The sequence below is a fragment of the Delftia sp. NA_296.1 genome, assembly GCF_052692095.1.
This window is the reverse complement of the sequence record NZ_JBQZGF010000009.1, coordinates 104,370-124,280: the sequence shown is the minus strand read 5'-3', so window position 1 is coordinate 124,280 and position 19,911 is coordinate 104,370. Positions and strand designations below refer to the sequence as shown.

Genomic DNA, 19,911 nt, shown 5'->3' with positions numbered 1-19,911 from the left:
GTGGTTGCGGGGGAGAGGATGCATGCCCTGTGCAGATCCGGGCCGACACGCCGGGATGCATCTCACGATGGATCCGGTAACTGCAGGCAAGGCCAAGGCAGGCAAAAAAATAATGAATTTGTTAAAACTATTGAAACATTGAGTGCCATAGTTTTACATCATGAAGGATGGGGTGCAAGGCCTGCGGATGCGCAATGTAGGGGTGTTGCGTCCATGCTGCAGAGGCCGGCTCCGGAAGGCAGTGGCGCGTGCGCACATCCGGGCTTGGGGCAGGGAAGGGGCAGGCAAGACAAAGGTTGCACCGGCAGCGGTGCCGGCGCAACTGCTGGGCGGCCCGGGCTCAGGAAACGCGCAGCGCCTGTTCCTGCAGCAGGCGCTTGAGCACCTTGCCGTTGGGGCTGGTGGGCAGCTCGGCCAGGGGCACGATGCGGGCGGGCAGCTTGTAGGGCGCCAGCCGTTCGCGCAGGTGGGAGCGCGCTGCGGCGCTGTCCAGCGTGGCGCCGGGCTGCAGCTCGACGAAGGCGATGACCTCCTCGTTGCCATCGCCCTCGGGCCGCCCGACCACGGCGCTGCGCTGCACGCCGGGCAGCTCGTTGAGCGCCAGTTCCACCTCGGCCGGATAGACGTTGAAGCCCGAGCGGATGATCATTTCCTTGAGCCGTCCCACCACGAAGAGTGCGCCGTCGGCATGCAGCTCGCCCAGGTCGCCGCTGGCGTACCAGCCGCCCTCGCGCATCACGGCGGCCGTGGCCTGGTCATCGCGGAAGTAGCCGTGCATCAGGCCGCGCCCGCGTATCCACAGCTCGCCGCGCTCGCCCACCGGCAGGCTGCGGCCCGTGGCCGGGTCCACGGCGCGCACTTCCGCGCCTTCCACCACGTAGCCCGCGCTGGTGTCGGGCCGCTGCTCGCCCTGCCGTGTGAGGTGGACCGACCCTGCGTATTCCGACAGGCCGTAGCCATGGTGCAGCGCCTGGCCGAAGGCGGCCTCCACGCGCTTTTTCAGCGTCAGGTCCAGCGGGCCTGCGCCGGTATAGACATAGCGCAGCGCTGGCGCCTGCGGGTGGGCAAGGCCCTGCTCCTGCAGATAGGCCAGCAGGCGCGCGTACAGCGCAGGCGGCCCCTGAAGCTGCGAGATGCCGTGGCGGGCCAGCGCATCCAGCAGATCGGCGGGGTCGAACTGCGGGCGCATCACCATCTGCGCGCCCGCATGCAGCGAGGCCAGCAGCACCGTGCCCAGCCCGAAGATGTGGGTCATGGGCACGAAGGCGTAGCTGCGGTCCTGCGGACCCAGGCCGCGCGATGCGGCCGAGACGCGCGCGAACAGCGTCAGCGCGTCATGCCCCACCATCACGCCCTTGGGCGTGCCCGTGGTGCCCGAGGTGAAGATCAGCGCCGCCACCTCGTCCTGCAGCGCGCCGGATTCGGCCACGGCCTGCGCGCGCACGGGGCTGTGCTGCATGCCGGCCAGGGCCGAGTCGCCTGCGCCAAAGCGCCGCGCGTGGCCGCTGGCGCTGTCCGATGCGGCCGAGGTGAAATACACCACGCGCGCATCGGCCTTGGCCGCAAAGGCATCGATCTCGCCGGGCGCCATGCGCGCGTTCACGCCGCAGGACCAGGCGCCCACGCGGCTGCAGGCCAGGATCAGCGCCGCATGCTCGGGGCAGTTCTCGGCCACGACCAGCACGCGGTCGCCGGGCCGCACCTGCAGCGCGCGCAGCTCGGCCTCGGCCGTGTCCGCCAGCGCGCCCAGATCGGCAAAGCTCAGGCTGCTGCCGTCGGGCAGGTGGATGAAGGGACGCTGCGGCGCTTCGGCCAGCCAGCGGTCCAGCAGATGGTGTATTCGTTGATTCATGGATGCCATGGCATGGCCTTTGCAAAATGGTGCGGCCCCACTCAGAGACACCGAGGAAGGGCCTACGCCGGCCGCGCCGCCCCGCACCGAGGGTGTCGTCCCCCTTTCAGGGGGAAGGCGCGAAGCGACTCAGGGGGTGTCAGTCCACCACGATTCCTTGCGTGACGGTGGCCCACATCGCGCGCTCCTTGGCACCGCGCTCGGCCAGTTTCTGGGGGGCGCCGGTCCACTCTTCGTAGCCCAGTTCCTTGAGGCGCTTGCGCAGCTCCGGCTGGGCCAGGGCGGCGTTGATGGACTTGTTCAGGCGGGCCACGAGTTCAGGCGACATGCCCTTGGGGCCGTAGACGCCATACCAGCCGCCCACGTCGAAGCCCTTGAGGCCTTCGATGCCGGACTCGGCAAAGGTGGGCACATCGGGCAGCGAGGCATTGCGCTGCGGCGAGGTCACGGCCACGGCGCGCACCTTGCCGCTCTGGATGTAGGTGCTGGCGGTGCTGATGATGTCCAGCATCATGCTCAGCTGGCCGCCGATCACGTCGGTCATGGCCGGTGCGTTGCCCTTGTAGGGGATGTGGTTCATCTCGATGCCGCTGCGCCGCGCGAACAGCAGCGCGCCCAGGTGGTTGGAGCCGCCCACGCCGGCCGAGCCGTAGTTGAGCTTTTGCGGATGGGCCTTGGCATAGGCCACGAGCTCGGCCGTGGTCTTGTAGGGCTCGTTGTTGTTGACCACCAGCACGTTGTAGTAGCTGAGCACGGGCGCCACGGGCGTGAGGTCACGGGCCGGGTCGAAGGACATCTTGCTCATCACGTTGGGGCTGATGGTGATGGTGGGGCTGGCCGCGAACCACAGCGTGAGGCCATCGGGCCTGGCGCGCACGACCTCGCTGCCGGCCATGGTGGCGTTGGCGCCGGGCTTGTTCTCCACCACCACCGAGGCACCCAGCTCCTTGGTCAGCGCCACGCTGAGCAGGCGGGCGCCCTGGTCCACGGGGCCACCGGCCGAGTAGCCCACGATGAGGCGCACGGGCTGCGCGTCCTGCGCGGCGGCGGGGAGGGCGGTCAGGGCGCTCAGGGTGGCTAGGGCGGTCACCAGGGACGCCAGAAGCGGGGCATGGGCCAGGGTGGCCAGGGCCTTGCGGCGGTGTTGGGCGGGCATGTGCATGTCTCCTGCAAAAAATGAATGAAGCGCTGCCGTGGCCTGCACGGCGGCGCGCCCGGTCTGCGCCGGACATGCAGGCAATGGTGCGCACGCCGGCGCTTCTTGGGAATCTGCTTTTGCCTAAGCCGGGGTTTGCCGGCTGTTAGGACGTCCTAGGAAGACAGGTCTGCGCCCGCCTCCTCGGCGCCCGCCTGCCAGCTGGGCGCGGCGGTGACGATGGCCTCGCGCAGGAACTGCTGGAAGGCGCGGGCCGCCATGGTGGGCTGGCGGTCGGGCATGCGCACCAGGTACATGGCATTGCCCAGGCCGGAGAACACCACCTGGTCCAGCACGGCCACCAGGGTGCCGCCGGCCAGCGCGGCCGAGGTCACGTAGTCCGGCAACAGGGCCAGGCCCAGGCCGTCCAGCACGGCGTCGTACAGCAGGCGGTAGTCGCCCGATTGCAGCGAGGGCAGCACATCGAGGGCAGCGGCGACGCCATCGTCGCCGCTGCCGGTCAGCCAGGCCAGCCTGCCGCCCATGGCCAGCGGCAGGATGAGGCGGGCCCGCAGCAGGTCGGCAGGCGCGCGCAGGGGCCGGCCCAGCGACTGCTCCAGCGCCTGCAGGCAGGCGGGCGTGGCCACGAAGTTCCAGCGCACATCGCACAGCCGCGTGGCCACCAGATCGTCCAGCGGCGCGGAGGTGATCTGCACCGCCAGATCGACCTTGGAGGCCACGAGATCGGCCATCTGGTCGTTGATCAGCAGGCGCAGGCGGATGTCGGGATGCTCGCGGCAAAAGCCCAGGATCAGGGGCTTGAGATAGAAATGCCCGAAGCCGGTGGGCACGCGCACGCCCACCTCGCCGCTCACGGTGGAGCGCAACTGGTGGATGGCATCGCGGGCGCGCTGCAGCTCCTCCATCATGGCCAGGCAGCGCCGGTACAGCAGCTGGCCGGCCTGGGTGAGCTCCACATTGCGCGTGGTGCGGCGCAGCAGCTGCGCACCCATCTCGGTCTCCAGCGCACGCAGCCGGCGCGAGACGTTGGAGCGCGTCATGCCGCCGCGCTCGGCCGCCCGCGTGAGGCTCTTGGCCTCGGCGATGTCGATGAAGACGCGGCACAGGTTCAGGTCCATCTCGGCATTCTTTGCAGGGCCGGGGCCGGCCATTGTTGATCGGGAGTCACCAGGCCTGGCCTGCTGGCGAGGATTGTGGCGCCAGCCCTGCCTCCCTAGCATGGAGGAAACCATGGCGAAAGGCCGCAGACCGTGAACCAAGAAGCTTTGCAAACCGCGCCGCCGGCGCCCTTGGCGCACTACCGTGTGCTCGATCTGAGCCAGGGCGTGGCCGGCCCCTACTGCACCCACCTGCTGTCGCGCCAGGGCGCCGAGGTGATCAAGGTCGATCCGCCCGAAGGCGACTGGGCGCGCCACGTGGGCATCTCGCGCGATGGGCACAGCAGCCTGTCGGCCACCTACAACGCGGGCAAGCGCAGCATTGCCGTCGATGCGCGCCAGGCCCAGGGGCGCGCGCTGCTGCTGCGGCTGGCGCGCGAGGCCGACATCGTGGTGCAGAACTTCCGCCCCCAGGTCGTGCAGCGCATGGGCGTGGACTACGACAGCATGCGCGCGGCCGGCCTGGACCCGGTGTACGTCTCCATCAGCGGCTACGGACCCACGGGGCCGTATGCGGACCGGCCCGCCACCGACTCCGTCATGCAGGCGGACACGGGCTTGATGACCAGCAACCGCGACGCGCAGGGCCAGCCCCAGCGCGTGGGTCTGCTGCTGGCCGACATCGCAGCCGGCGTCTACGCCGCACAGGCCTGCACGGCGGCCCTGCTGGGCAAGGCGCGCAGCGGGCGCGGGCGCCATGTGGAGCTGAACCTGTTCGAGGTCTGCTGCGCCCTGCAATCCACGGTGCTGGCCGAAGACACGCTGCGCGGCGGCCTGCCCGCCGAAGGCGTGAGCGCCCCCAACGGCGTGTTCGCCACGGCCGATGGCTTCATCACCGTGCTGGCCCTGAACAACGACCAGTTCGAGCGGCTGTGCCGCGCGCTGGACCTGCCGCACTGGCTGCAGGACGCGCGCTTTGCCACCAATGCGGGCCGCATGGCCCACCGCCATGTGCTGCATGCCGGGCTGCAGGCCTTGCTGGCGCAGCAGCCGCGCGCCCACTGGGAGCAGCGCCTGGCAGCGCAGGGCGCCCTGCATGCGGGCGTGCGCACGCTGGCCGACGTGGTGGCGCACCCCCAGGCCGTGCACCGCGCATCGTTCGCCACGCTGGCGCAGCCCGGGTTCGGGCCGCTGCTGTATGCGGCATCACCCTGGCCGGCAGACGCAGCAGCCTGCGGTGCATCCCTTGGCGCCGCGCCGCGCACGGGCGAGCACACGCGCCAGATCCTGGCCGAGGCCGGCTGCACGCCGCAGGAGATCGATCAACTGATAGACAGTGAGGTTGTGCGCCAGTGCGCGGCGGAGGAAATGGCATGAGCGCCCCGGCATCCCCATCCCCGCACTCCCGCATGCAGGCCCTGGTCTGCAATCAATTCGGCGCGCCGCACGAGGTGGTCAGCCTGCAGTCCATGGACCGGCCCGGCCAGCCCCTGGGCGCGCACCAGGCGCGGATTGCCGTGGCCTACGCCAACGTCAGCCACGCCACGGGCCTACTGATCGAGGGCCGCTACCAGCGGCGCCCGCCGCTGCCCTTCGTGCCCGGCACCGAAGGCGTGGGGCGCGTGCTGGAATGCGGCAGCGCGGTGCAGCACCTGCAGCCCGGCGATGCCGTGGCCTTCATTGCCGACTGGGGTGCCTTTGCGCAGGAAACGGTGGTGCATGCATCCACCGTCTACCGCCTGCCTGCGGGCATGCCCTGGCTGCAGGCCCTGCCCATTCCCCTGTCCTACGGCACGGCCTACACGGCCCTGCACTGGCGCGCGCGCCTGCAGGAAGGCGATGTGGTGCTGGTGCTGGGCGCCGGTTCGGGCGTGGGCGCCGCGGCGGTGGAAGTGGCCCGGCAGACGCCCGGCGTGCAGGTCATCGCCTGCGCCAGCACCGAGGCCAAGCGCGCCGATGCGCTGCGCCGCGGCGCGCACCAGGCAGTCACCCCGCAGGACCTGGCCGCCCAGGTCAAGCAGGCCACGCAGGGCCGGGGCGCCTCCCTGGTCTTCGACCCCGTGGGGGGCGATCTCTTGCTGCAGGCACTGCGCGCCGCTGCGCAGAACGCGCAGCTGCTGAGCGTGGGCTTCGCCAGCGGCGCCATTCCCGCCGTGCCCATGAACCTGGCCCTGGTCAAGAACCTCACGCTGCACGGCTTCTTCTACGGCCGCTACATCGGCTGGACGCCGGCCGACGAACGCCAGGCCTTCGCGGCGCAGCTGCAGCCCGTCATTGCCACGCTGCTCGACTGGGCGGCCCGGGGATGCATCCATCCCCAGGTCAGCCAGGTCTTCGCCATGCATGAACTGCCGGCTGCGCTGGATGCGCTGCACGGCCGCAACGTGACCGGCAAGCTCGCACTCGCCATTCAAGGAGACAAGGTATGACAACGCAACGCACAGGCCCCGCGCTTTCCCGCCGCACCCTGCTGGGCGCCGCGGCGGCGCTGGCCGCATGGAGAACCGCAGGCGCGCAGCCATCCGCCGGGGCTCAGGGCTATCCCAAGGCGCCCATCCGCGTCGTCGTGCCCTATCCACCGGGCGGGCCTACCGACGTGGTCGGGCGCGTGGTCACCACGCGGCTGGGCGAGGCGCTGGGCCAGCCCCTGGTGGTGGACAACAAGGCCGGCGCCAGCGGCATGGTCGGCGCGGCCCTGGTGGCCAAGGCGCCGGCCGACGGCTACACGCTGCTGGTCAATGCCTCCATCCACGTCATCAATCCCTACGTCTATGCCAGCGCGCCCTATGACGCCTTCCGCGATTTCGAGCCGGTCACGCAGCTGGTCGATGTCCCGCTGGTGCTGGTCGTGGGCAGCCAGCTTCCGGTGCGCAATGTGCAGGAGCTGATCGCCTGGGCCAAGGCCCATCCCGGGCAGGTGAACTTCGGCTCGGCCGGCAATGCCTCGTCCCAGCACCTGTCGGGCGAGCTGTTCCGCTTGAAGACCGGCGCGCAGATGCAGCATGTGCCCTACAAGGGCAGCTCGCCGGCCCTGACCGACCTGATGGGCGGACAGATCCAGCTCATGTTCGACTCCATGCCCTCGGCCATGCCCTTCATCGCCTCGGGCCGGCTGCGTGCGCTGGCCGTCACCTCGGCCAGTCGCTCGCCCTCCCTGCCCGATGTGCCCACCATGGAAGAGGCCGGCATGCCCGGCTTTCGCACCAGCACCTGGTACGGACTGTGGGCACCGAAGAACACGCCCCAGGACGTGGTGCAGAAACTGTGGACCGAGTCCCGCCGCGTGCTTGCCGAACCCCAGATCGCCGCGCAGTACCGCCGCCTGGGCGCCGAGCCCGTGGGCTCCACGCCCGCCGAGTTCGCGCGCTACATCCAGGCCGAAGCCCGCAAGTGGGAAGAGATCGTGAAGGCCTCGGGGGCGCGGGCGGATTGAGGCGGGAGCGTGACTGGCTTCAACCCTCGTCCCATGGCGAGTCGGAGGCCAAGTGCCGTTCCAGCTCCATGGCATCGTGCAGCACGCGGCCGATGACCAGTTGTTCGCCATGCATTCGGTAGATCAGGAAATGCCTGGGGTGGCGCACGATGCCGGTGGCTGTGCGTGCCCGGTCACGGCTCAGACGCAAATGCCATGAGCGCACGCCGTCTCCCAACTCGGGCCGCTCCATGCTGCCCGCTCGGCAGGGCTGGGCAGCAAGATCGCGCAATGCAGTCGCAATCAGGGCTTGATAGCGCATGCGGGCTGGCACGCCAAAGCGCTGTTGAGACCAAGAGAGGATGTCGACAAGGTCTGCTTGCGCTGCCGTGGAAAGGCGGTATTGCGCCATCAGGCCTTCGTCTGGGTGCGGCTGGAAGCTTCCTGTCCCAGGTTTGCGATGAAGCTGTCGAGTTGGTTGTCCGACAGATCGATGTAGCGGCCAGCGGCGATATCGGTCCAGCCTTGCCGCGCCGCCTCCTGAAGGGCCTTGAGCTTGGCAGCTTCGAGGGACTCTCGCTGCTCGACCAAGCGAAGGCCTTCACGCAGCACCTCGCTGGCGTTCTGATAGCGGCCTGACTGCACCAGTTCTTCGACAAGTTCGTGCTGGTGGTCGCTGAGCACCACATTGCGTGTCGGCATGGTCGTCTGCTCCTGCGGTGAATAGGGCTTCAGTCTAGAAGGATTGGCATAGTATGCCAATCCTTGGGAGCATCCAGCGGATACTCCCCCGACCTCACACCCGCTCGAACACCGCCGCAATCCCCTGGCCGCCGCCGATGCACATGGTCTCCAGCCCATAGCGGCCCTTGCGGCGCTCCAGCTCGTGCAGTAGGGTGGCCAGGATGCGCACGCCGGTGGCGCCTATGGGGTGGCCCAGGGAGATGCCGGAGCCGTTGACGTTGAGCTTGTGGTCTATGGCGCCCTGGTCGTTCCACTCCCAGCCCTTGAGTACGGACAGCACCTGGCAGGCAAAGGCTTCGTTGAGTTCGACCAGGTCCATCTGGTCCAGCGTGAGGTTCAGGCGCGCCAGCAGCTTCTTGACGGCGGGCACGGGGCCTATGCCCATGTGCGAGGGCTCGCAGCCTGCGGCGGCCCAGCCCACCAGGGTGGCCATGGGGGTGAGGCCCAGTTCAGCCAGCCGGTCCTCGGCCACGATCAGGCAGGCGGCGCTGGCGTCGTTCTGCTGGCTGGCGTTGCCGGCCGTGACCGTTCCATTGGGCATGAGCACGCGCAGCTTGCCCATGCTGTCGGTGGTGGCGTCGGCGCGAAAGCCTTCGTCGCGCGTGAACAGCACGGGGTCGCCCTTGCGCTGGGGCACCTTGACGGGGACGATCTCGTCGGCGAAGCGGCCCGCCTCCCAGGCAGCGGCGGCGCGCTGGTGGCTGCGCACGGCATAGGCGTCGGCTGCCTCGCGGCTGATGCCGTAGTCGCGCGCCAGGTTCTCGGCGGTCTCGATCATTCCCGAGATCTTGCCGAAGCGCTCCACGGGCTGGGAGCGCTCGCGGCCGCGGTCCAGTCGGTCGTAGAAGCGCACATTGCCCGAGCGCGCGCCCCAGCGCATGTCGGTGCTGTAGTACTCGATGTTGCTCATGCTTTCCACGCCGCCTGCGATCACCACGTCGGCGGCGCCGCTTTGCACCATCATGGCCGCCGTGGCCACGGCCTGCAGGCCGCCGCCGCAGCGCCGGTCCAGCTGCATGCCCGGCACCGTCACCGGCAGGCCGGCTTGCAGCGCGGCCCAGCGGCCCACGCAGGGCGTCTCGCTGCTGGCGTAGGACTGGGCGAAGACCACGTCGTCGATGCGTGCGGGGTCGATGCCGCTTTTCTCGACCACGGCGCGCACCGTGGTGGCGGCCAGCTCCTCGACCGATACCGGCCGCAGGCTGCCGCCGAAGGTGCCCACGGGCGTGCGAAGGGGGGTGACGATGGCGGCTCTGCGCATGGTGTTGTCTCCTTGGGAATCAGTGGATCAGTGGATCAGGAAAAGGCTGCGCCGCATTGGCGCAGCAGGGTATGTGCCTGTTGTTCCAGGTCGGCGCGGTGCTCCGGTGCCGCGATGTCGATCAGCCGTTTCACGCGGCGCGACAGCGTCTGGCCGCGCAGGTCGGCCACGCCGTGTTCGGTGACGATGAGGCCGGCATCGCTGCGCGGCGTGCTGACGGGGCCGGACAGCCGCGCAACGATGCGCGTGGCACCCCTGGCCGTGGCGGGCAGGGCGATGATGGGCAGGCCGCCGCGGCTGCGTGCCGCGCCGCGCAGAAAGTCCACGGCGCCACCCACGGCGCCCACGTAGACGCCGCCCGCCACTTCGGAATTGATCTGGCCCGTGAGGTCCACTTCCACCGCCGAATTGATGGCGGCCAGCCGGTGGCTGGCGGCCAGCACCTCGGCGTCGTGCGTGTAGCGCGTCTCGCGCAGTTGCAGGGCGGGGTTGCGGTGGGCCCAGCGCCTGAGCGATTCGCCGCCCATGAGGATGCCGCCAATGCCCACGCCGCGGTCCTGGCTCTTGCGCGCGTGGGTCAGCACGCCGGCTTCGGCCAGGGCTGCAATGCCGTCGCCCACGGCGCCGCTGTGCAGGCCCAGGTCGCGGTGGCCGTGCAGCGCGGCGAGCACGGCCTCGGGCAGGTTGCCCACGCCCACCTGCAGCGTGGCACCGTCTTCGATGAGGGCGGCCACATGGCCGGCAATGGCCTGCTCGGCAGGGCCGGGCACGCTGCGCGCCTGGTCCAGCGGAGGGTGTTCGGCATCGACCAGCAGGGCGAAGTCGCCGGCCTGCAGGTGCAGGCTGCCGTGCGTCCACGGAATGGCGGGGTTGACTTCGCCGATCAGCACGCGCGCCTTGCGTGTGGCGGCCGGCAGGTATTCATGGACCAGGCCCAGGCTGTAGCGGCCTTGTGCATCGGGTGGCGAGACCTGGAGCAGCACCACGTCGGCAGGCAGCAGGCCCTCGTCGATCAGGCCGGGCAGGTGGGAGTAGTGGCTGGGCAGGATGTCCAGCACGCCCGCCTGGGCCAGCGCGCGGTGGGGGCCGCCGGCCGCGTAGCCGAAGAAGTCGATGGCGTCGGCATGCGCCGGTTGCAGCGTGTCCGATGCGCCCATGCCCACGAAGACGCGCAGCCGGCCCTGGCCACTGTGCCGGGCCAGTGCATGGCGCTGCGCGACCACGGCGCGCGTGAGCGTCAGCGGCTCGGCCGTGGCCTGGCCCCACCACAGGGTGTCGCCGGGGCGGATCAGGGCCTGCAGCCTTTCTTGCAGGGCGTCCGGCGACAGCGCGCTCATGGCGCGCGGTCCCAGTCGAAGCGCGTGGGCTGCTTGTCCTTGAAGCGCTGCACCGCCTCCTGGTGGTAGTCGGAGCCGCGGCACATCGTCTGGGCATAGGCTTCCAGCTCGGCCATGGCGCGTGCGTCCAGCTCGAAGGCCTGGTTCATGGCCGTCTTGGCCATGCCGATGGCGGCTGTGGATGCCTCGCCGAAGCGCCGCGCCAGTGCCAAGGCGGCGGCCTGCAGGGCCTCGCCGTCTTCCACGATCTCGTAGACCATGCCCAGCGACCTGGCTTCCTCGGCCTGCACGGTGCGCGCGGTGAAGACCAGCTCCTTGGCCTTTTGCAGGCCCACGATGCGCGGCAGCATGTGCATGGCGCCCAGGTCGGGCACCAGGCCGATGCGGCCGAACACGGCGCAGAACTTCGCGCGCCGCGTGCACAGCACGAAGTCGGCGGCCAGCGCCAGGCTCAGGCCCGCACCGAAGGCCGGGCCGTCCACGGCGGCGATCACGGGTTTTTCGAGGTTGACCAGCTCGGGAAACCACTGGTGCAGGCTGCGCATGCGCTGGCGCCAGGGCAGGCCGGCCTGGCTGGCATCCATCATCTGGCTGATGTCGCCGCCCGAGCAGAAGGCACCGCCCGCGCCCGTGAGGATGACGGTGTGCACCTGCGCGTCATCGCGCATCTGCGCCACGGCGGCGGCCAGGGCCGGGCGCATGGCCTGGTTGAGCGCGTTGCGGGCCTCGGGCCGGTTCAGCGTGATCGTGCCTATGCCGTCCTGGACGGAGGTCAATACGGGGGAGGTTTCAGGTGATGTAGTCATGGTGCCGAGGTTGGATTCTTTGAGATCAAAAGCTGGAATGTCTTGCTTGCTCCTATGCGCACCTTTGACGAGGCGTCCAAATCGGCACGTCCCAAGCCAGGGACACCGAGCAAGGGCCTGGGCCGGCCGCGCCGCCCCGCAGCGAGGGTGTCGTCCCCCTGCCGCGAAGCGAGAGAGGGGGAAGGCGCACAGCGACTCAGGGGGTGATCCATTCAAGCGAGTTCGGCGTAGCCGTGGCTCAGAACGACCTTGTCACGTTCGAGCACGCGGGCGCGCAGTTGCAGCTGGCAGGGCTGGTCGGGCGTGCGCCAGATCTCGGTGACCAGGGTTTCGCCAGGATAGACGGGCGCGGTGAAGCGCACATCCAGCGCCTTCAGGCGCGCGGGGTTGCGGTCGCCGCATTGGCGCAGCACGGCATGGGCCACCAGGCCGTAGCTGGCCAGGCCATGCAGGATGGGCCGCTCGAAGCCGGCCTTGCGCGCCACGGCCGGGTCGGCATGCAGCGGGTTGTAGTCGCCCATCAGGCGGTACAGCAGCGCGGCCTCGGGGCGTATGGCCTGGGTGTCGGTGAAGTCGGGCGCGCGGTCCTCCGGCGTGGGGCGCAGCGGCGCCAGGGGCGCGTCGCTGGGCTGGCCGCCGTCCAGCAGGCTGTAGCCGCCATCGCCGCGCAGAAAGCTGACCTGCTGCACGGTGGCCAGCAGCTCGCCGCCAGTGGTCTCCAGGCGCCGCTCGGTGACCATGATGGCGCCCTTGCCTTCGCCCTTGTCCGTCAGGTGCGTGATGCGGTTGTGGCCCACCACGTCGGCGCTGGCCGGCAGCGGGCGGTGCAGCCGCATGCGCTGCTCGCCATGCAGCAGCTTCACCCAATCGATGCCCGTATCGGCCTCGCGCGCCCAGAAGCCCGGGTAGCCCAGCACCACGGCCTGCGAGGGCAGGGCGCGCAGCCCGCCCGGCGCCCCTTCGTAGAAAAAGGGCAGGGCCGCATCCGACAGCGGATCGCTGCCCAGGCCCAGGCTCAACGCATAGAGCATGGTGTCGCGTTCGCCATAGTGCTGGCGCACGGGCTCGAAGGGGCGCTGTTTCAGGTGCTGATAGCTGATGGCCATCACGGTTCCTCTCAGTGTTTGATTGCGCTGGCGCGCTTCAACCCTCGCAACTGGCGCGGCCCGACTCAGGGACACCGAGGAAGGGCCGCCCCGCACCGAGGGTGTCGTCCCCCTCCCTCGCGAAGCGAGTAGAGAGGGGGAAGGCGCGTAGCGCCTCAGGGGGTGTCGTTCAAACAGGGTCCCAGCTGAAGACATCTGCCGAGCGGTCCAGGGGGACGAACGATGCCTTGAGCGCAGGCATGCCGTGCTCGGCAATGAACTGGGGCGACCAGCCCTCGCTGCGGTGCACCGAGCGCAGCGGGCGCGGCTGGCTCATGACGAAGATCTCGTTGTTGCGCACGGCGAAGACCTGGGCGTTCACGTCGCGGGCCGCGTCGGACAGCAGGTAGACGGCCAGCGGGGCGATCTTGTTGGGCGTCATCTGCTGGATCTTGGCCACGCGCGCCTGCTGCTCGGGCGTGTCGGTGGGGATGGAGCCGATCATGCGGCTCCAGGCGAACGGCGCGATGCAGTTGGAGCGCACGTTGAACTTCTGCATGTCCAGCGCAATGGACTTGGACAGGGCCGTCAGCCCCAGCTTGGCCGCGCTGTAGTTGGCCTGGCCCAGGTTGCCGATCAGGCCCGAGGTCGAGGTCATGTGCACGAAGGCGCCGCTTTCCTGCTCCTTGAAATGGTTGGCGGCCGCGCGGCTCATGTAGTAGCTGCCGTACAGGTGGACCTTGATGACGGCGTCCCACTCGTCCAGGCTCATCTTGTGGAAGAACCGGTCGCGCAGGATGCCGGCGTTGTTGACCACGCCGTCGATGCGGCCGAAGCTGTCCACGGCGCACTGCACGATGCGGGCCGCGCTGGCGGCCTCGGCCACGCTGTCGGTGTTGGCCACGGCCTGGCCGCCTGCGGCCTTGATCTCATCGACCACCTTCTGCGCCGGGCCGGCGTCCGTGCCCTCGCCCGTGGTGGAGGTGCCGATGTCGTTGACCACCACCTTGGCGCCCTCGGCCGCCATGGCCAGCGCCATGTCGCGCCCGATGCCGCCGCCGGCACCCGTCACCACCACTACCTTGTCCTGCATCATTTTCTGCGCCATGGCCTGTCGTCCCCGTTCAGTGTTCGTTGGAAAGAAGTCGGGACCAAGGATGCCGGCAAACGCCGCACCGCGCCATTCGCCAATCACAAGGGCGGACTTCGCGGGAATGAAAGCAGCGCGGCGGACAGGCCGCGCCGGCCCAGCCTTCAGCGCGGCCAAAGGCTTGCTTAAGAAAACGCGGATTGCGGGCCGCCGCGCTTGCACCGACCATGGCGGCCATGACAGACAAGCAAGCTACCGACACCCTCGACGCCGCCGCGCTGGCGCATCTTCAGTCCTGGCAGGGCCGCAGCGAAACCCTGGCAGACAGCATCACGGCCGCGCCCGTGGCCGCGCTGTCGGCCACGCTGGACCGGGAAGACCCTGAGCCCGCCGACGGCACGGCGCTGCCGCCGCTGTGGCACTGGATGTACTTCCTGCCCCATGCACGCCAAAGCGAGCTCGGCCCCGACGGCCACCCGCGCCGTGGCGGCTTTCTGCCGCCCGTGCCGCTGCCGCGCCGCATGTGGGCCGGCGGGCGCCTGCGCTGGGAGGCAGGCAACGCGCTGCAGGTGGGCCAGAAGGTGCAGCGCCGCTCCACCATCGGCTCGGTCAGCCACAAGAGCGGCCGCTCGGGCGAGCTGCTGTTCGTGCTGGTCGAGCATGCCTACAGCAATGACCAGGGTTTGGCGCTGACCGAGGAGCACGACATCGTCTACCGCGCCGCTGCCCAGCCCGGCGATCCCGCGCCCACGCCGCAGAAGCCGCCGCTGGACGGCCAGCAAACCTGGTCGCGCACCATCGTTCCCGACGACGTGCTGCTGTTCCGCTACTCGGCCCTGACCTTCAACGGCCACCGCATTCACTACGACCGCCGCTACGTCACGGGCGTCGAAGGCTATCCGGGCCTGATCGTGCACGGCCCGCTGATCGCCACGCTGCTGCTGGACCTGCTGCGCCGCGAGCTGCCCCAGGCGCGCGTGCTGTCCTTCGAGTTCAAGGCCGTGCGCCCCACCTTCGACCTGCATGCCTTCAGCGTGCACGGCAAGCCTTCTGCAGACGGCAAGACCATTGAACTCTGGGCCCAGGACCACGAAGGCTGGCTGACCATGACCGGAAAAGCCACCCTGGCCTGAGACCCCTGAACACCGAGCCTTGAGACCACCATGATCGAACACACGCTTTCCAACAATTTCCCCGAAATCCGCGACGCCATCCGTGCGCTGTGCGCCGAGTTCCCTGACGAGTATTTCCGCAAGATCGACGAGCAGCGCGCCTATCCCGAGACCTTCGTGGACGCGCTGACCAAGGCCGGCTGGCTGGCCGCGCTGATACCGCAGGAGTACGGCGGCTCGGGCCTGGGCCTGACCGAGGCCAGCGTGATCATGGAAGAGATCAACCGCTGCGGCGGCAACTCGGGCGCCTGCCATGGGCAGATGTACAACATGGGCACGCTGCTGCGCCACGGCTCGCAGGCGCAAAAGGAGAAGTACCTGCCGCGCATCGCCTCGGGCGAATGGCGCCTGCAGTCCATGGGCGTGACCGAGCCCACCACGGGCACGGACACCACCAAGATCAAGACCAGCGCCGTCAAGAAGGATGGCCGCTACGTGGTCAACGGCCAGAAGGTCTGGATCAGCCGCGTGCAGCACAGCGACTGGATGATCCTGCTGGCGCGCACCACGCCGCTGGCCGAGGTGAAGAAAAAGAGCGAGGGCATGTCCATCTTCATGGTGGACCTGGCCGAGGCGCAAAAGAGCGGCCTGACCGTGCGCCCCATCCCCAACATGGTCAACCACGAGACCAACGAGCTGTTCTTCGAGAACCTGGAAATCCCCGAGGAGAACCTGATCGGCGAGGAAGGCAAGGGCTTCAAGTACATCCTCGACGGCCTCAATGCCGAGCGCACGCTGATTGCGGCCGAATGCATTGGCGACGGCTACTGGTTCCTGGACCGCGTGACCAACTATGTGCGCGACCGCAACGTGTTCGGCCGCCCCATCGGCCAGAACCAGGGCGTGCAGTTCCCCATTGCCGATGCCTTCATCGAGGTCGAGGCCGCCAACCTCATGCGCTGGAAGGCCTGCGAGATGTTCGACGCCAACCAGGCCATGGGCGCCCAGGCCAACATGGCCAAGTACCTGGCGGCCAAGGCCAGCTGGGAGGCGGCCAATGCCTGCATCCAGTTCCACGGCGGCTTCGGCTTTGCCTGCGAATACGACGTGGAGCGCAAGTTCCGCGAGACGCGCCTGTACCAGGTGGCGCCGATCTCGACCAATCTCATTTACTCCTACGTGGCCGAGCACATCCTCGGTCTCCCGCGTTCTTTCTGAAGGCTCGCGCATGACACAGCAACGCCTGAGGCCCCTGGACGGCACCACCGTCGTCTCGCTGGAACATGCGGTGGCCGCACCGTTTTGCACGCGCCAGCTGGCCGACCTGGGCGCGCGCGTGATCAAGGTCGAGCGGCCCGGCAGCGGCGACTTTGCGCGCGGCTATGACCAGCGCGTGCAGGGCCAGTCCTCGCACTTCACCTGGATCAACCGCAGCAAGCAGAGCCTGGCGCTGGACCTCAAGCAGGACGAGGCCATGCAGGCGCTGCTGCAGCTGCTGGAGGGTGCCGACGTGCTGGTGCAGAACCTGGCGCCCGGCGCGGCCGCGCGCATGGGCCTGTCCTATGCGGCGCTGCGCGAGCGCTTTCCGCGCCTCATCGTCTGCGACATCAGCGGCTACGGCGCAGACGGCCCCTACCGCGACAAGAAGGCCTACGACCTGCTGATCCAGAGCGAGGCGGGCTTTCTCTCGGTCACGGGCACGCCCGAGGTGCCGTCCAAGGCCGGCATCTCGGTGGCCGACATCGCGGCCGGCATGTATGCCTACACCAACATCCTGTCGGCCCTGCTGCTGCGCGGGCGCACGGGCGAGGGCAGCCACATCGACGTGTCCATGCTGGAGGCGCTGGGCGAGTGGATGGGTTACCCCATGTACTACGCCTTCGACGGCGCGCCGCCGCCGCCGCGCACCGGCGCCTCGCACGCCAGCATCTATCCCTACGGGCCTTTCGAGGCCGGTGACGGGGGGACGGTGATGCTGGGCCTGCAAAACGAACGCGAGTGGAAGCTCTTTTGCGAACAGGTGCTGCTGCAGCCCACGCTGGCCACGGATGCGCGCTTTGACAGCAATGCGCGCCGCAACGCCAACCGCGAGGAACTGCGCGCGCTGATCCTGGGCGTGTTCAACGCGCTCGATGCCGCCCAGGTCGTGCAGCGGCTGGATGCGGCCGGCATTGCCAATGCGCGCGTCAACGACATGGCCGGCCTGTGGGCCCATCCCCAGCTGGCCGCACGCCAGCGCTGGTGCAGCGTGGACACGCCGGCCGGACCCGTGCAGGCCCTGCTGCCCCCCGGTGCCAACAGCGCCTTCGACTACCGCATGGAGGCCGTGCCCGCCGTGGGCGAGCACAGCGCCGCCATCCTGGCAGAGCTGGGCTGGAGCGCCGAGCGCATCAGTGCCCTGTGCCCGACCCCGGGAAAAACCGCCCCCTGAAACCAGGGCGCATGCCCAAGAATGCGCCGGAGACCCAACCCATGAAAAACGACACCCAAGTGAGCATCCATCCGCTGGCCCAATTCGCTGCCTCGCTGCGCTGGGACGACGTTCCCGCCGCCGTTCAGCAGCGCGCCGAAGACCTCTGGGTGGACTGGTTCGGCTCCGTGCTGGCAGGCCAGGGCGCGCGCCCCGTGCAGAGCATCACGCGCTTTGCGCTGTCTCAGGGACCGGCGCAGGGACCTAGCGAGATCCTGGGCAGTGCCGACACCACCTCGCCCATGATGGCGGCCCTGGCCAATGCCGCGGCCTCGCATGTGGCCGAGCAGGACGATGTGCACAACGGCTCGGTCTTCCACCCCGCCGCCGTGGTCTTCCCGCCCGCGCTGGCCGTGGCACAGAGCATCGGCGCCAGCGGCGCCGAGCTCATGGCCGCCTGCGTGGCCGGCTATGAGGTCGGCATCCGCGTGGGCGAGTTCCTGGGCCGCAGCCACTACCGCATCTTCCACACCACGGCCACGGCCGGCACCCTGGCCGCCGCGGCCGCCGTGGGCCGGCTGCTGGGCCTCACGCCCGCGCAGATGCAGCATGCCTTCGGCTCGGCCGGCACGCAGTCGGCAGGGCTGTGGGAGTTCCTGCGCACGGGCGCCGACAGCAAGCAGCTGCACACCGCGCATGCGGCCGCTGCGGGCCTGATGTCGGCTTACCTGGCCCGGGACGGATTCACCGGTGCGCAGGACATCTTCACCGGGCCGCAGGGCCTGGCGGCAGGCATGTCCACGGACGCCGATCCCACGCGCCTCACGGACGGCATCGGCACGCGCTGGGCCACGGCCGAGACCTCGTTCAAATGGCATGCCTCCTGCCGCCACACGCACCCGGCCGCCGACGCGCTGCTGCAGGTCATGCAGGACCACGGCCTGGCCCCCGCCGACCTGGCGCAGGTTACCTGCCACGTGCACCAGGGCGCCATCGACGTGCTGGGCCCCGTGGTCGATCCCGGCACGGTGCACCAGAGCAAGTTCTCCATGGGCACGGTGCTGGCGCTGGCCGCGCGCCACGGCCATGCGGGCCTGGACGAGTTCGACAACGAATACCTGGCCGCCACCACGGTGGCCCTGCGCGAGAAGGTGGGCATGGTGCTGGACCCCGAGGTCGATGCCGCCTACCCGCAGCGCTGGATCGGCAAGGTCACCGTGCTCACCACCGATGGCCGCACGCTGCACGGCCGTGTGGAAGAGCCCAAGGGCGATCCGGGCAACACGCTGTCGCGCGAGGAGATCACGGCCAAGGCGCTGCGACTGATCGCCTATGGCGGTGCCCTGCAGGACGACCCCGCCCAGGCCGCTGTAGCGCGGCTGTGGCAGATCGCGCACTGGCCGCGCGTGCAGCGCCTGCTTGACTGAGTTTTTGACTGAGTTTTCGCGCCGGCCCCGGCTGGCGAATCCATGGGAAAGGCGCCGCCACAGAGCGCCTCCCGCTTCCACCAAAGTGCACAGGAGACAAACCATGCAACGCACCACTTCTTTCCGCCGCCGCCTCGTTTACGCAGCGGCCGCCGCCTGCGCCCTTGCCGCCGGCGGGGCGACCACCGGCGCCCTGGCCGCGGCCTGGCCCGAGAAGCCCGTCGTCCTCGTCGTGCCCTACAGCGCTGGCGGCCCCACCGATGTGGTGGCGCGCCTGCTGGCCGTGCCCATGGGCCAGGTGCTGGGCCAGAGCGTGCTGGTCGAAAACACCGTGGGAGCGGGCGGCACCATTGCGCCCAACCGCGTGGCCAAGGCCAAGGCCGACGGCTACACCATCCTCATCCACCACATGGGCATGGCCACGGCGCCTGCGCTGTACAAGAAGCTGCCCTATGACCCGCTCAAGGACTTCGAGTACATCGGCCAGGTGCTGGACGTGCCCATGACCCTGCTGTCGCGCAAGGACTTCCCGGCCAACAACTTTGCCGAGCTGCTGGACTACGTGAAGAAGAACCAGGAGAAGGTCTCGCTGGCCAATGCCGGCATCGGCGCCGTCTCCCAGCTGTGCGGCATGCTGTTCATGCACCAGGCGGGCGTCAAGCTCACCACCGTGCCCTACAAGGGCGCAGGCCCGGCCATGAACGACCTCATGGGCGGCCAGGTGGACCTGCTGTGCGACCAGACCACGCAGACCGTGCCCGTGATCAAGGACGGCCAGCGCGCCAAGGTCTTCGGCGTGACCACGCCCAAGCGCCTGTCCTCGCTGCCCGACATCCCCACGCTGGACGAGCAGGGCCTCAAGGGCTTCGACGTCAAGGTCTGGCACGGCATGTACGCGCCCAAGGGCACGCCCAAGGAGGTGGTCATGGCCATCAACAAGGCGCTGAACGTGGCCATCAAGGACGAGAACGTCAAGAAACGCATCGCCGAACTCAGCTCCGACCTGGTCACGCCCGACAAGGCCACGCCGGAAGGCCTGCGCACCCACCTGCAGGCCGAGGTGGCGCGCTGGGACAAGGTCATCAAGGCCGCAGGCGTCTCGGCCGAATAAACCGCTCTCCC

Annotated in this window: 18 protein-coding genes; 8 read left to right on the top strand and 10 right to left on the bottom strand. The window is 69.3% G+C overall.

The window, feature by feature from the left end; translation table 11 throughout:
- Positions 1-340: 340 nt before the first annotated feature.
- The 3 genes from ACUTR7_RS21670 to ACUTR7_RS21660 all read right to left on the bottom strand — a co-directional run bounded on the left by ACUTR7_RS21670 (position 341) and on the right by ACUTR7_RS21660 (position 4,159).
- The gene (locus ACUTR7_RS21670; protein WP_445609800.1) at positions 341-1,852 is read right to left on the bottom strand and encodes a class I adenylate-forming enzyme family protein; all 1,512 of its coding nucleotides are present in this window, start codon (positions 1,850-1,852) and stop codon (positions 341-343) included.
- Positions 1,853-1,991: 139 nt separating this feature from the next.
- Positions 1,992-3,008, bottom strand: coding sequence for a Bug family tripartite tricarboxylate transporter substrate binding protein (locus ACUTR7_RS21665; RefSeq protein WP_043823455.1), 1,017 nt, complete (start codon positions 3,006-3,008; stop codon positions 1,992-1,994).
- A gap of 155 nt (positions 3,009-3,163) precedes the next feature.
- Entirely contained in the window at positions 3,164-4,159 is a 996-nt protein-coding gene (locus ACUTR7_RS21660) for a LysR family transcriptional regulator (RefSeq protein ID WP_445609799.1), read from the bottom strand.
- A gap of 99 nt (positions 4,160-4,258) precedes the next feature.
- Between ACUTR7_RS21660 and ACUTR7_RS21655 the strand changes: the two genes are divergently transcribed.
- The 3 genes from ACUTR7_RS21655 to ACUTR7_RS21645 are packed head-to-tail and all read left to right on the top strand — an operon-like array spanning position 4,259 to position 7,538.
- A complete protein-coding gene (locus ACUTR7_RS21655; protein WP_174549370.1) occupies positions 4,259-5,482 on the top strand; it encodes a CaiB/BaiF CoA transferase family protein in 1,224 nt (407 codons plus the stop codon).
- 32 nt (positions 5,483-5,514) lie between these two features.
- Entirely contained in the window at positions 5,515-6,534 is a 1,020-nt protein-coding gene (locus ACUTR7_RS21650; protein WP_034397673.1) for an NADPH:quinone oxidoreductase family protein, read from the top strand.
- On the top strand, positions 6,531-7,538 hold the full coding sequence (locus ACUTR7_RS21645; RefSeq protein WP_034397674.1) for a Bug family tripartite tricarboxylate transporter substrate binding protein: 1,008 nt from the start codon (positions 6,531-6,533) through the stop codon (positions 7,536-7,538). Before ACUTR7_RS21650 ends, ACUTR7_RS21645 begins: the two co-directional genes overlap by 4 nt.
- Positions 7,539-7,557: 19 nt before the next feature.
- On the opposite strand, the gene ACUTR7_RS21640 is transcribed toward ACUTR7_RS21645, so the two are convergent.
- The 7 genes from ACUTR7_RS21640 to ACUTR7_RS21610 all read right to left on the bottom strand — a co-directional run bounded on the left by ACUTR7_RS21640 (position 7,558) and on the right by ACUTR7_RS21610 (position 13,858).
- Entirely contained in the window at positions 7,558-7,929 is a 372-nt protein-coding gene (locus ACUTR7_RS21640) for a type II toxin-antitoxin system RelE/ParE family toxin (RefSeq protein WP_445609798.1), read from the bottom strand.
- Positions 7,929-8,219: a type II toxin-antitoxin system ParD family antitoxin gene (locus tag ACUTR7_RS21635; RefSeq protein ID WP_180318510.1), complete on the bottom strand. Its 291-nt coding sequence runs from the start codon at positions 8,217-8,219 to the stop codon at positions 7,929-7,931. The genes ACUTR7_RS21640 and ACUTR7_RS21635 overlap by 1 nt, the downstream gene beginning before the upstream one ends.
- A gap of 94 nt (positions 8,220-8,313) precedes the next feature.
- The gene (locus ACUTR7_RS21630) at positions 8,314-9,522 is read right to left on the bottom strand and encodes an acetyl-CoA C-acetyltransferase (protein ID WP_013800084.1); all 1,209 of its coding nucleotides are present in this window, start codon (positions 9,520-9,522) and stop codon (positions 8,314-8,316) included.
- 35 nt (positions 9,523-9,557) lie between these two features.
- A complete protein-coding gene (locus tag ACUTR7_RS21625; protein WP_445609797.1) occupies positions 9,558-10,859 on the bottom strand; it encodes an acetyl-CoA hydrolase/transferase family protein in 1,302 nt (433 codons plus the stop codon).
- Positions 10,856-11,665 carry an enoyl-CoA hydratase/isomerase family protein gene (locus ACUTR7_RS21620; protein ID WP_319074160.1) on the bottom strand — a complete coding sequence of 270 codons (810 nt, stop codon included), beginning with the start codon at positions 11,663-11,665 and terminating at the stop codon, positions 10,856-10,858. The genes ACUTR7_RS21625 and ACUTR7_RS21620 overlap by 4 nt, the downstream gene beginning before the upstream one ends.
- A gap of 212 nt (positions 11,666-11,877) precedes the next feature.
- On the bottom strand, positions 11,878-12,771 hold the full coding sequence (locus ACUTR7_RS21615) for a MaoC family dehydratase (RefSeq protein WP_313236421.1): 894 nt from the start codon (positions 12,769-12,771) through the stop codon (positions 11,878-11,880).
- Positions 12,772-12,940: 169 nt separating this feature from the next.
- Complete coding sequence (locus ACUTR7_RS21610; protein WP_017406887.1) at positions 12,941-13,858, bottom strand: SDR family NAD(P)-dependent oxidoreductase; 918 nt, start codon at positions 13,856-13,858, stop codon at positions 12,941-12,943.
- Positions 13,859-14,067: 209 nt separating this feature from the next.
- Here ACUTR7_RS21610 and ACUTR7_RS21605 point away from each other — a divergent pair, with 209 nt between their 5' ends.
- The 5 genes from ACUTR7_RS21605 to ACUTR7_RS21585 all read left to right on the top strand — a co-directional run bounded on the left by ACUTR7_RS21605 (position 14,068) and on the right by ACUTR7_RS21585 (position 19,900).
- The gene (locus ACUTR7_RS21605; RefSeq protein ID WP_016450243.1) at positions 14,068-14,973 is read left to right on the top strand and encodes an FAS1-like dehydratase domain-containing protein; all 906 of its coding nucleotides are present in this window, start codon (positions 14,068-14,070) and stop codon (positions 14,971-14,973) included.
- A gap of 30 nt (positions 14,974-15,003) precedes the next feature.
- The gene (locus ACUTR7_RS21600; RefSeq protein ID WP_012202137.1) at positions 15,004-16,170 is read left to right on the top strand and encodes an acyl-CoA dehydrogenase family protein; all 1,167 of its coding nucleotides are present in this window, start codon (positions 15,004-15,006) and stop codon (positions 16,168-16,170) included.
- A gap of 10 nt (positions 16,171-16,180) precedes the next feature.
- Positions 16,181-17,383 carry a CaiB/BaiF CoA transferase family protein gene (locus ACUTR7_RS21595; RefSeq protein WP_445609796.1) on the top strand — a complete coding sequence of 401 codons (1,203 nt, stop codon included), beginning with the start codon at positions 16,181-16,183 and terminating at the stop codon, positions 17,381-17,383.
- Positions 17,384-17,424: 41 nt separating this feature from the next.
- Positions 17,425-18,789 carry an MmgE/PrpD family protein gene (locus tag ACUTR7_RS21590; protein ID WP_012202139.1) on the top strand — a complete coding sequence of 455 codons (1,365 nt, stop codon included), beginning with the start codon at positions 17,425-17,427 and terminating at the stop codon, positions 18,787-18,789.
- A gap of 103 nt (positions 18,790-18,892) precedes the next feature.
- A complete protein-coding gene (locus tag ACUTR7_RS21585; RefSeq protein ID WP_063327777.1) occupies positions 18,893-19,900 on the top strand; it encodes a tripartite tricarboxylate transporter substrate binding protein BugD in 1,008 nt (335 codons plus the stop codon).
- The last annotated feature ends 11 nt before the right edge of the window (positions 19,901-19,911 follow it).

Coding starts and splice junctions, on each gene's coding strand:
- ACUTR7_RS21670 (WP_445609800.1), bottom strand. CDS start 1,852: ATGAATCAACGAATACACCATCTGCTGGACCGCTGGCTGGCCGAAGCG.
- ACUTR7_RS21665 (WP_043823455.1), bottom strand. CDS start 3,008: ATGCCCGCCCAACACCGCCGCAAGGCCCTGGCCACCCTGGCCCATGCC.
- ACUTR7_RS21660 (WP_445609799.1), bottom strand. CDS start 4,159: ATGGCCGGCCCCGGCCCTGCAAAGAATGCCGAGATGGACCTGAACCTG.
- ACUTR7_RS21650 (WP_034397673.1), top strand. CDS start 5,515: ATGCAGGCCCTGGTCTGCAATCAATTCGGCGCGCCGCACGAGGTGGTC.
- ACUTR7_RS21645 (WP_034397674.1), top strand. CDS start 6,531: ATGACAACGCAACGCACAGGCCCCGCGCTTTCCCGCCGCACCCTGCTG.
- ACUTR7_RS21640 (WP_445609798.1), bottom strand. CDS start 7,929: ATGGCGCAATACCGCCTTTCCACGGCAGCGCAAGCAGACCTTGTCGAC.
- ACUTR7_RS21635 (WP_180318510.1), bottom strand. CDS start 8,219: ATGCCGACACGCAATGTGGTGCTCAGCGACCACCAGCACGAACTTGTC.
- ACUTR7_RS21630 (WP_013800084.1), bottom strand. CDS start 9,522: ATGCGCAGAGCCGCCATCGTCACCCCCCTTCGCACGCCCGTGGGCACC.
- ACUTR7_RS21625 (WP_445609797.1), bottom strand. CDS start 10,859: ATGAGCGCGCTGTCGCCGGACGCCCTGCAAGAAAGGCTGCAGGCCCTG.
- ACUTR7_RS21620 (WP_319074160.1), bottom strand. CDS start 11,665: ATGACTACATCACCTGAAACCTCCCCCGTATTGACCTCCGTCCAGGAC.
- ACUTR7_RS21615 (WP_313236421.1), bottom strand. CDS start 12,771: ATGGCCATCAGCTATCAGCACCTGAAACAGCGCCCCTTCGAGCCCGTG.
- ACUTR7_RS21610 (WP_017406887.1), bottom strand. CDS start 13,858: ATGGCGCAGAAAATGATGCAGGACAAGGTAGTGGTGGTGACGGGTGCC.
- ACUTR7_RS21605 (WP_016450243.1), top strand. CDS start 14,068: ATGGCGGCCATGACAGACAAGCAAGCTACCGACACCCTCGACGCCGCC.
- ACUTR7_RS21600 (WP_012202137.1), top strand. CDS start 15,004: ATGATCGAACACACGCTTTCCAACAATTTCCCCGAAATCCGCGACGCC.
- ACUTR7_RS21595 (WP_445609796.1), top strand. CDS start 16,181: ATGACACAGCAACGCCTGAGGCCCCTGGACGGCACCACCGTCGTCTCG.
- ACUTR7_RS21590 (WP_012202139.1), top strand. CDS start 17,425: ATGAAAAACGACACCCAAGTGAGCATCCATCCGCTGGCCCAATTCGCT.
- ACUTR7_RS21585 (WP_063327777.1), top strand. CDS start 18,893: ATGCAACGCACCACTTCTTTCCGCCGCCGCCTCGTTTACGCAGCGGCC.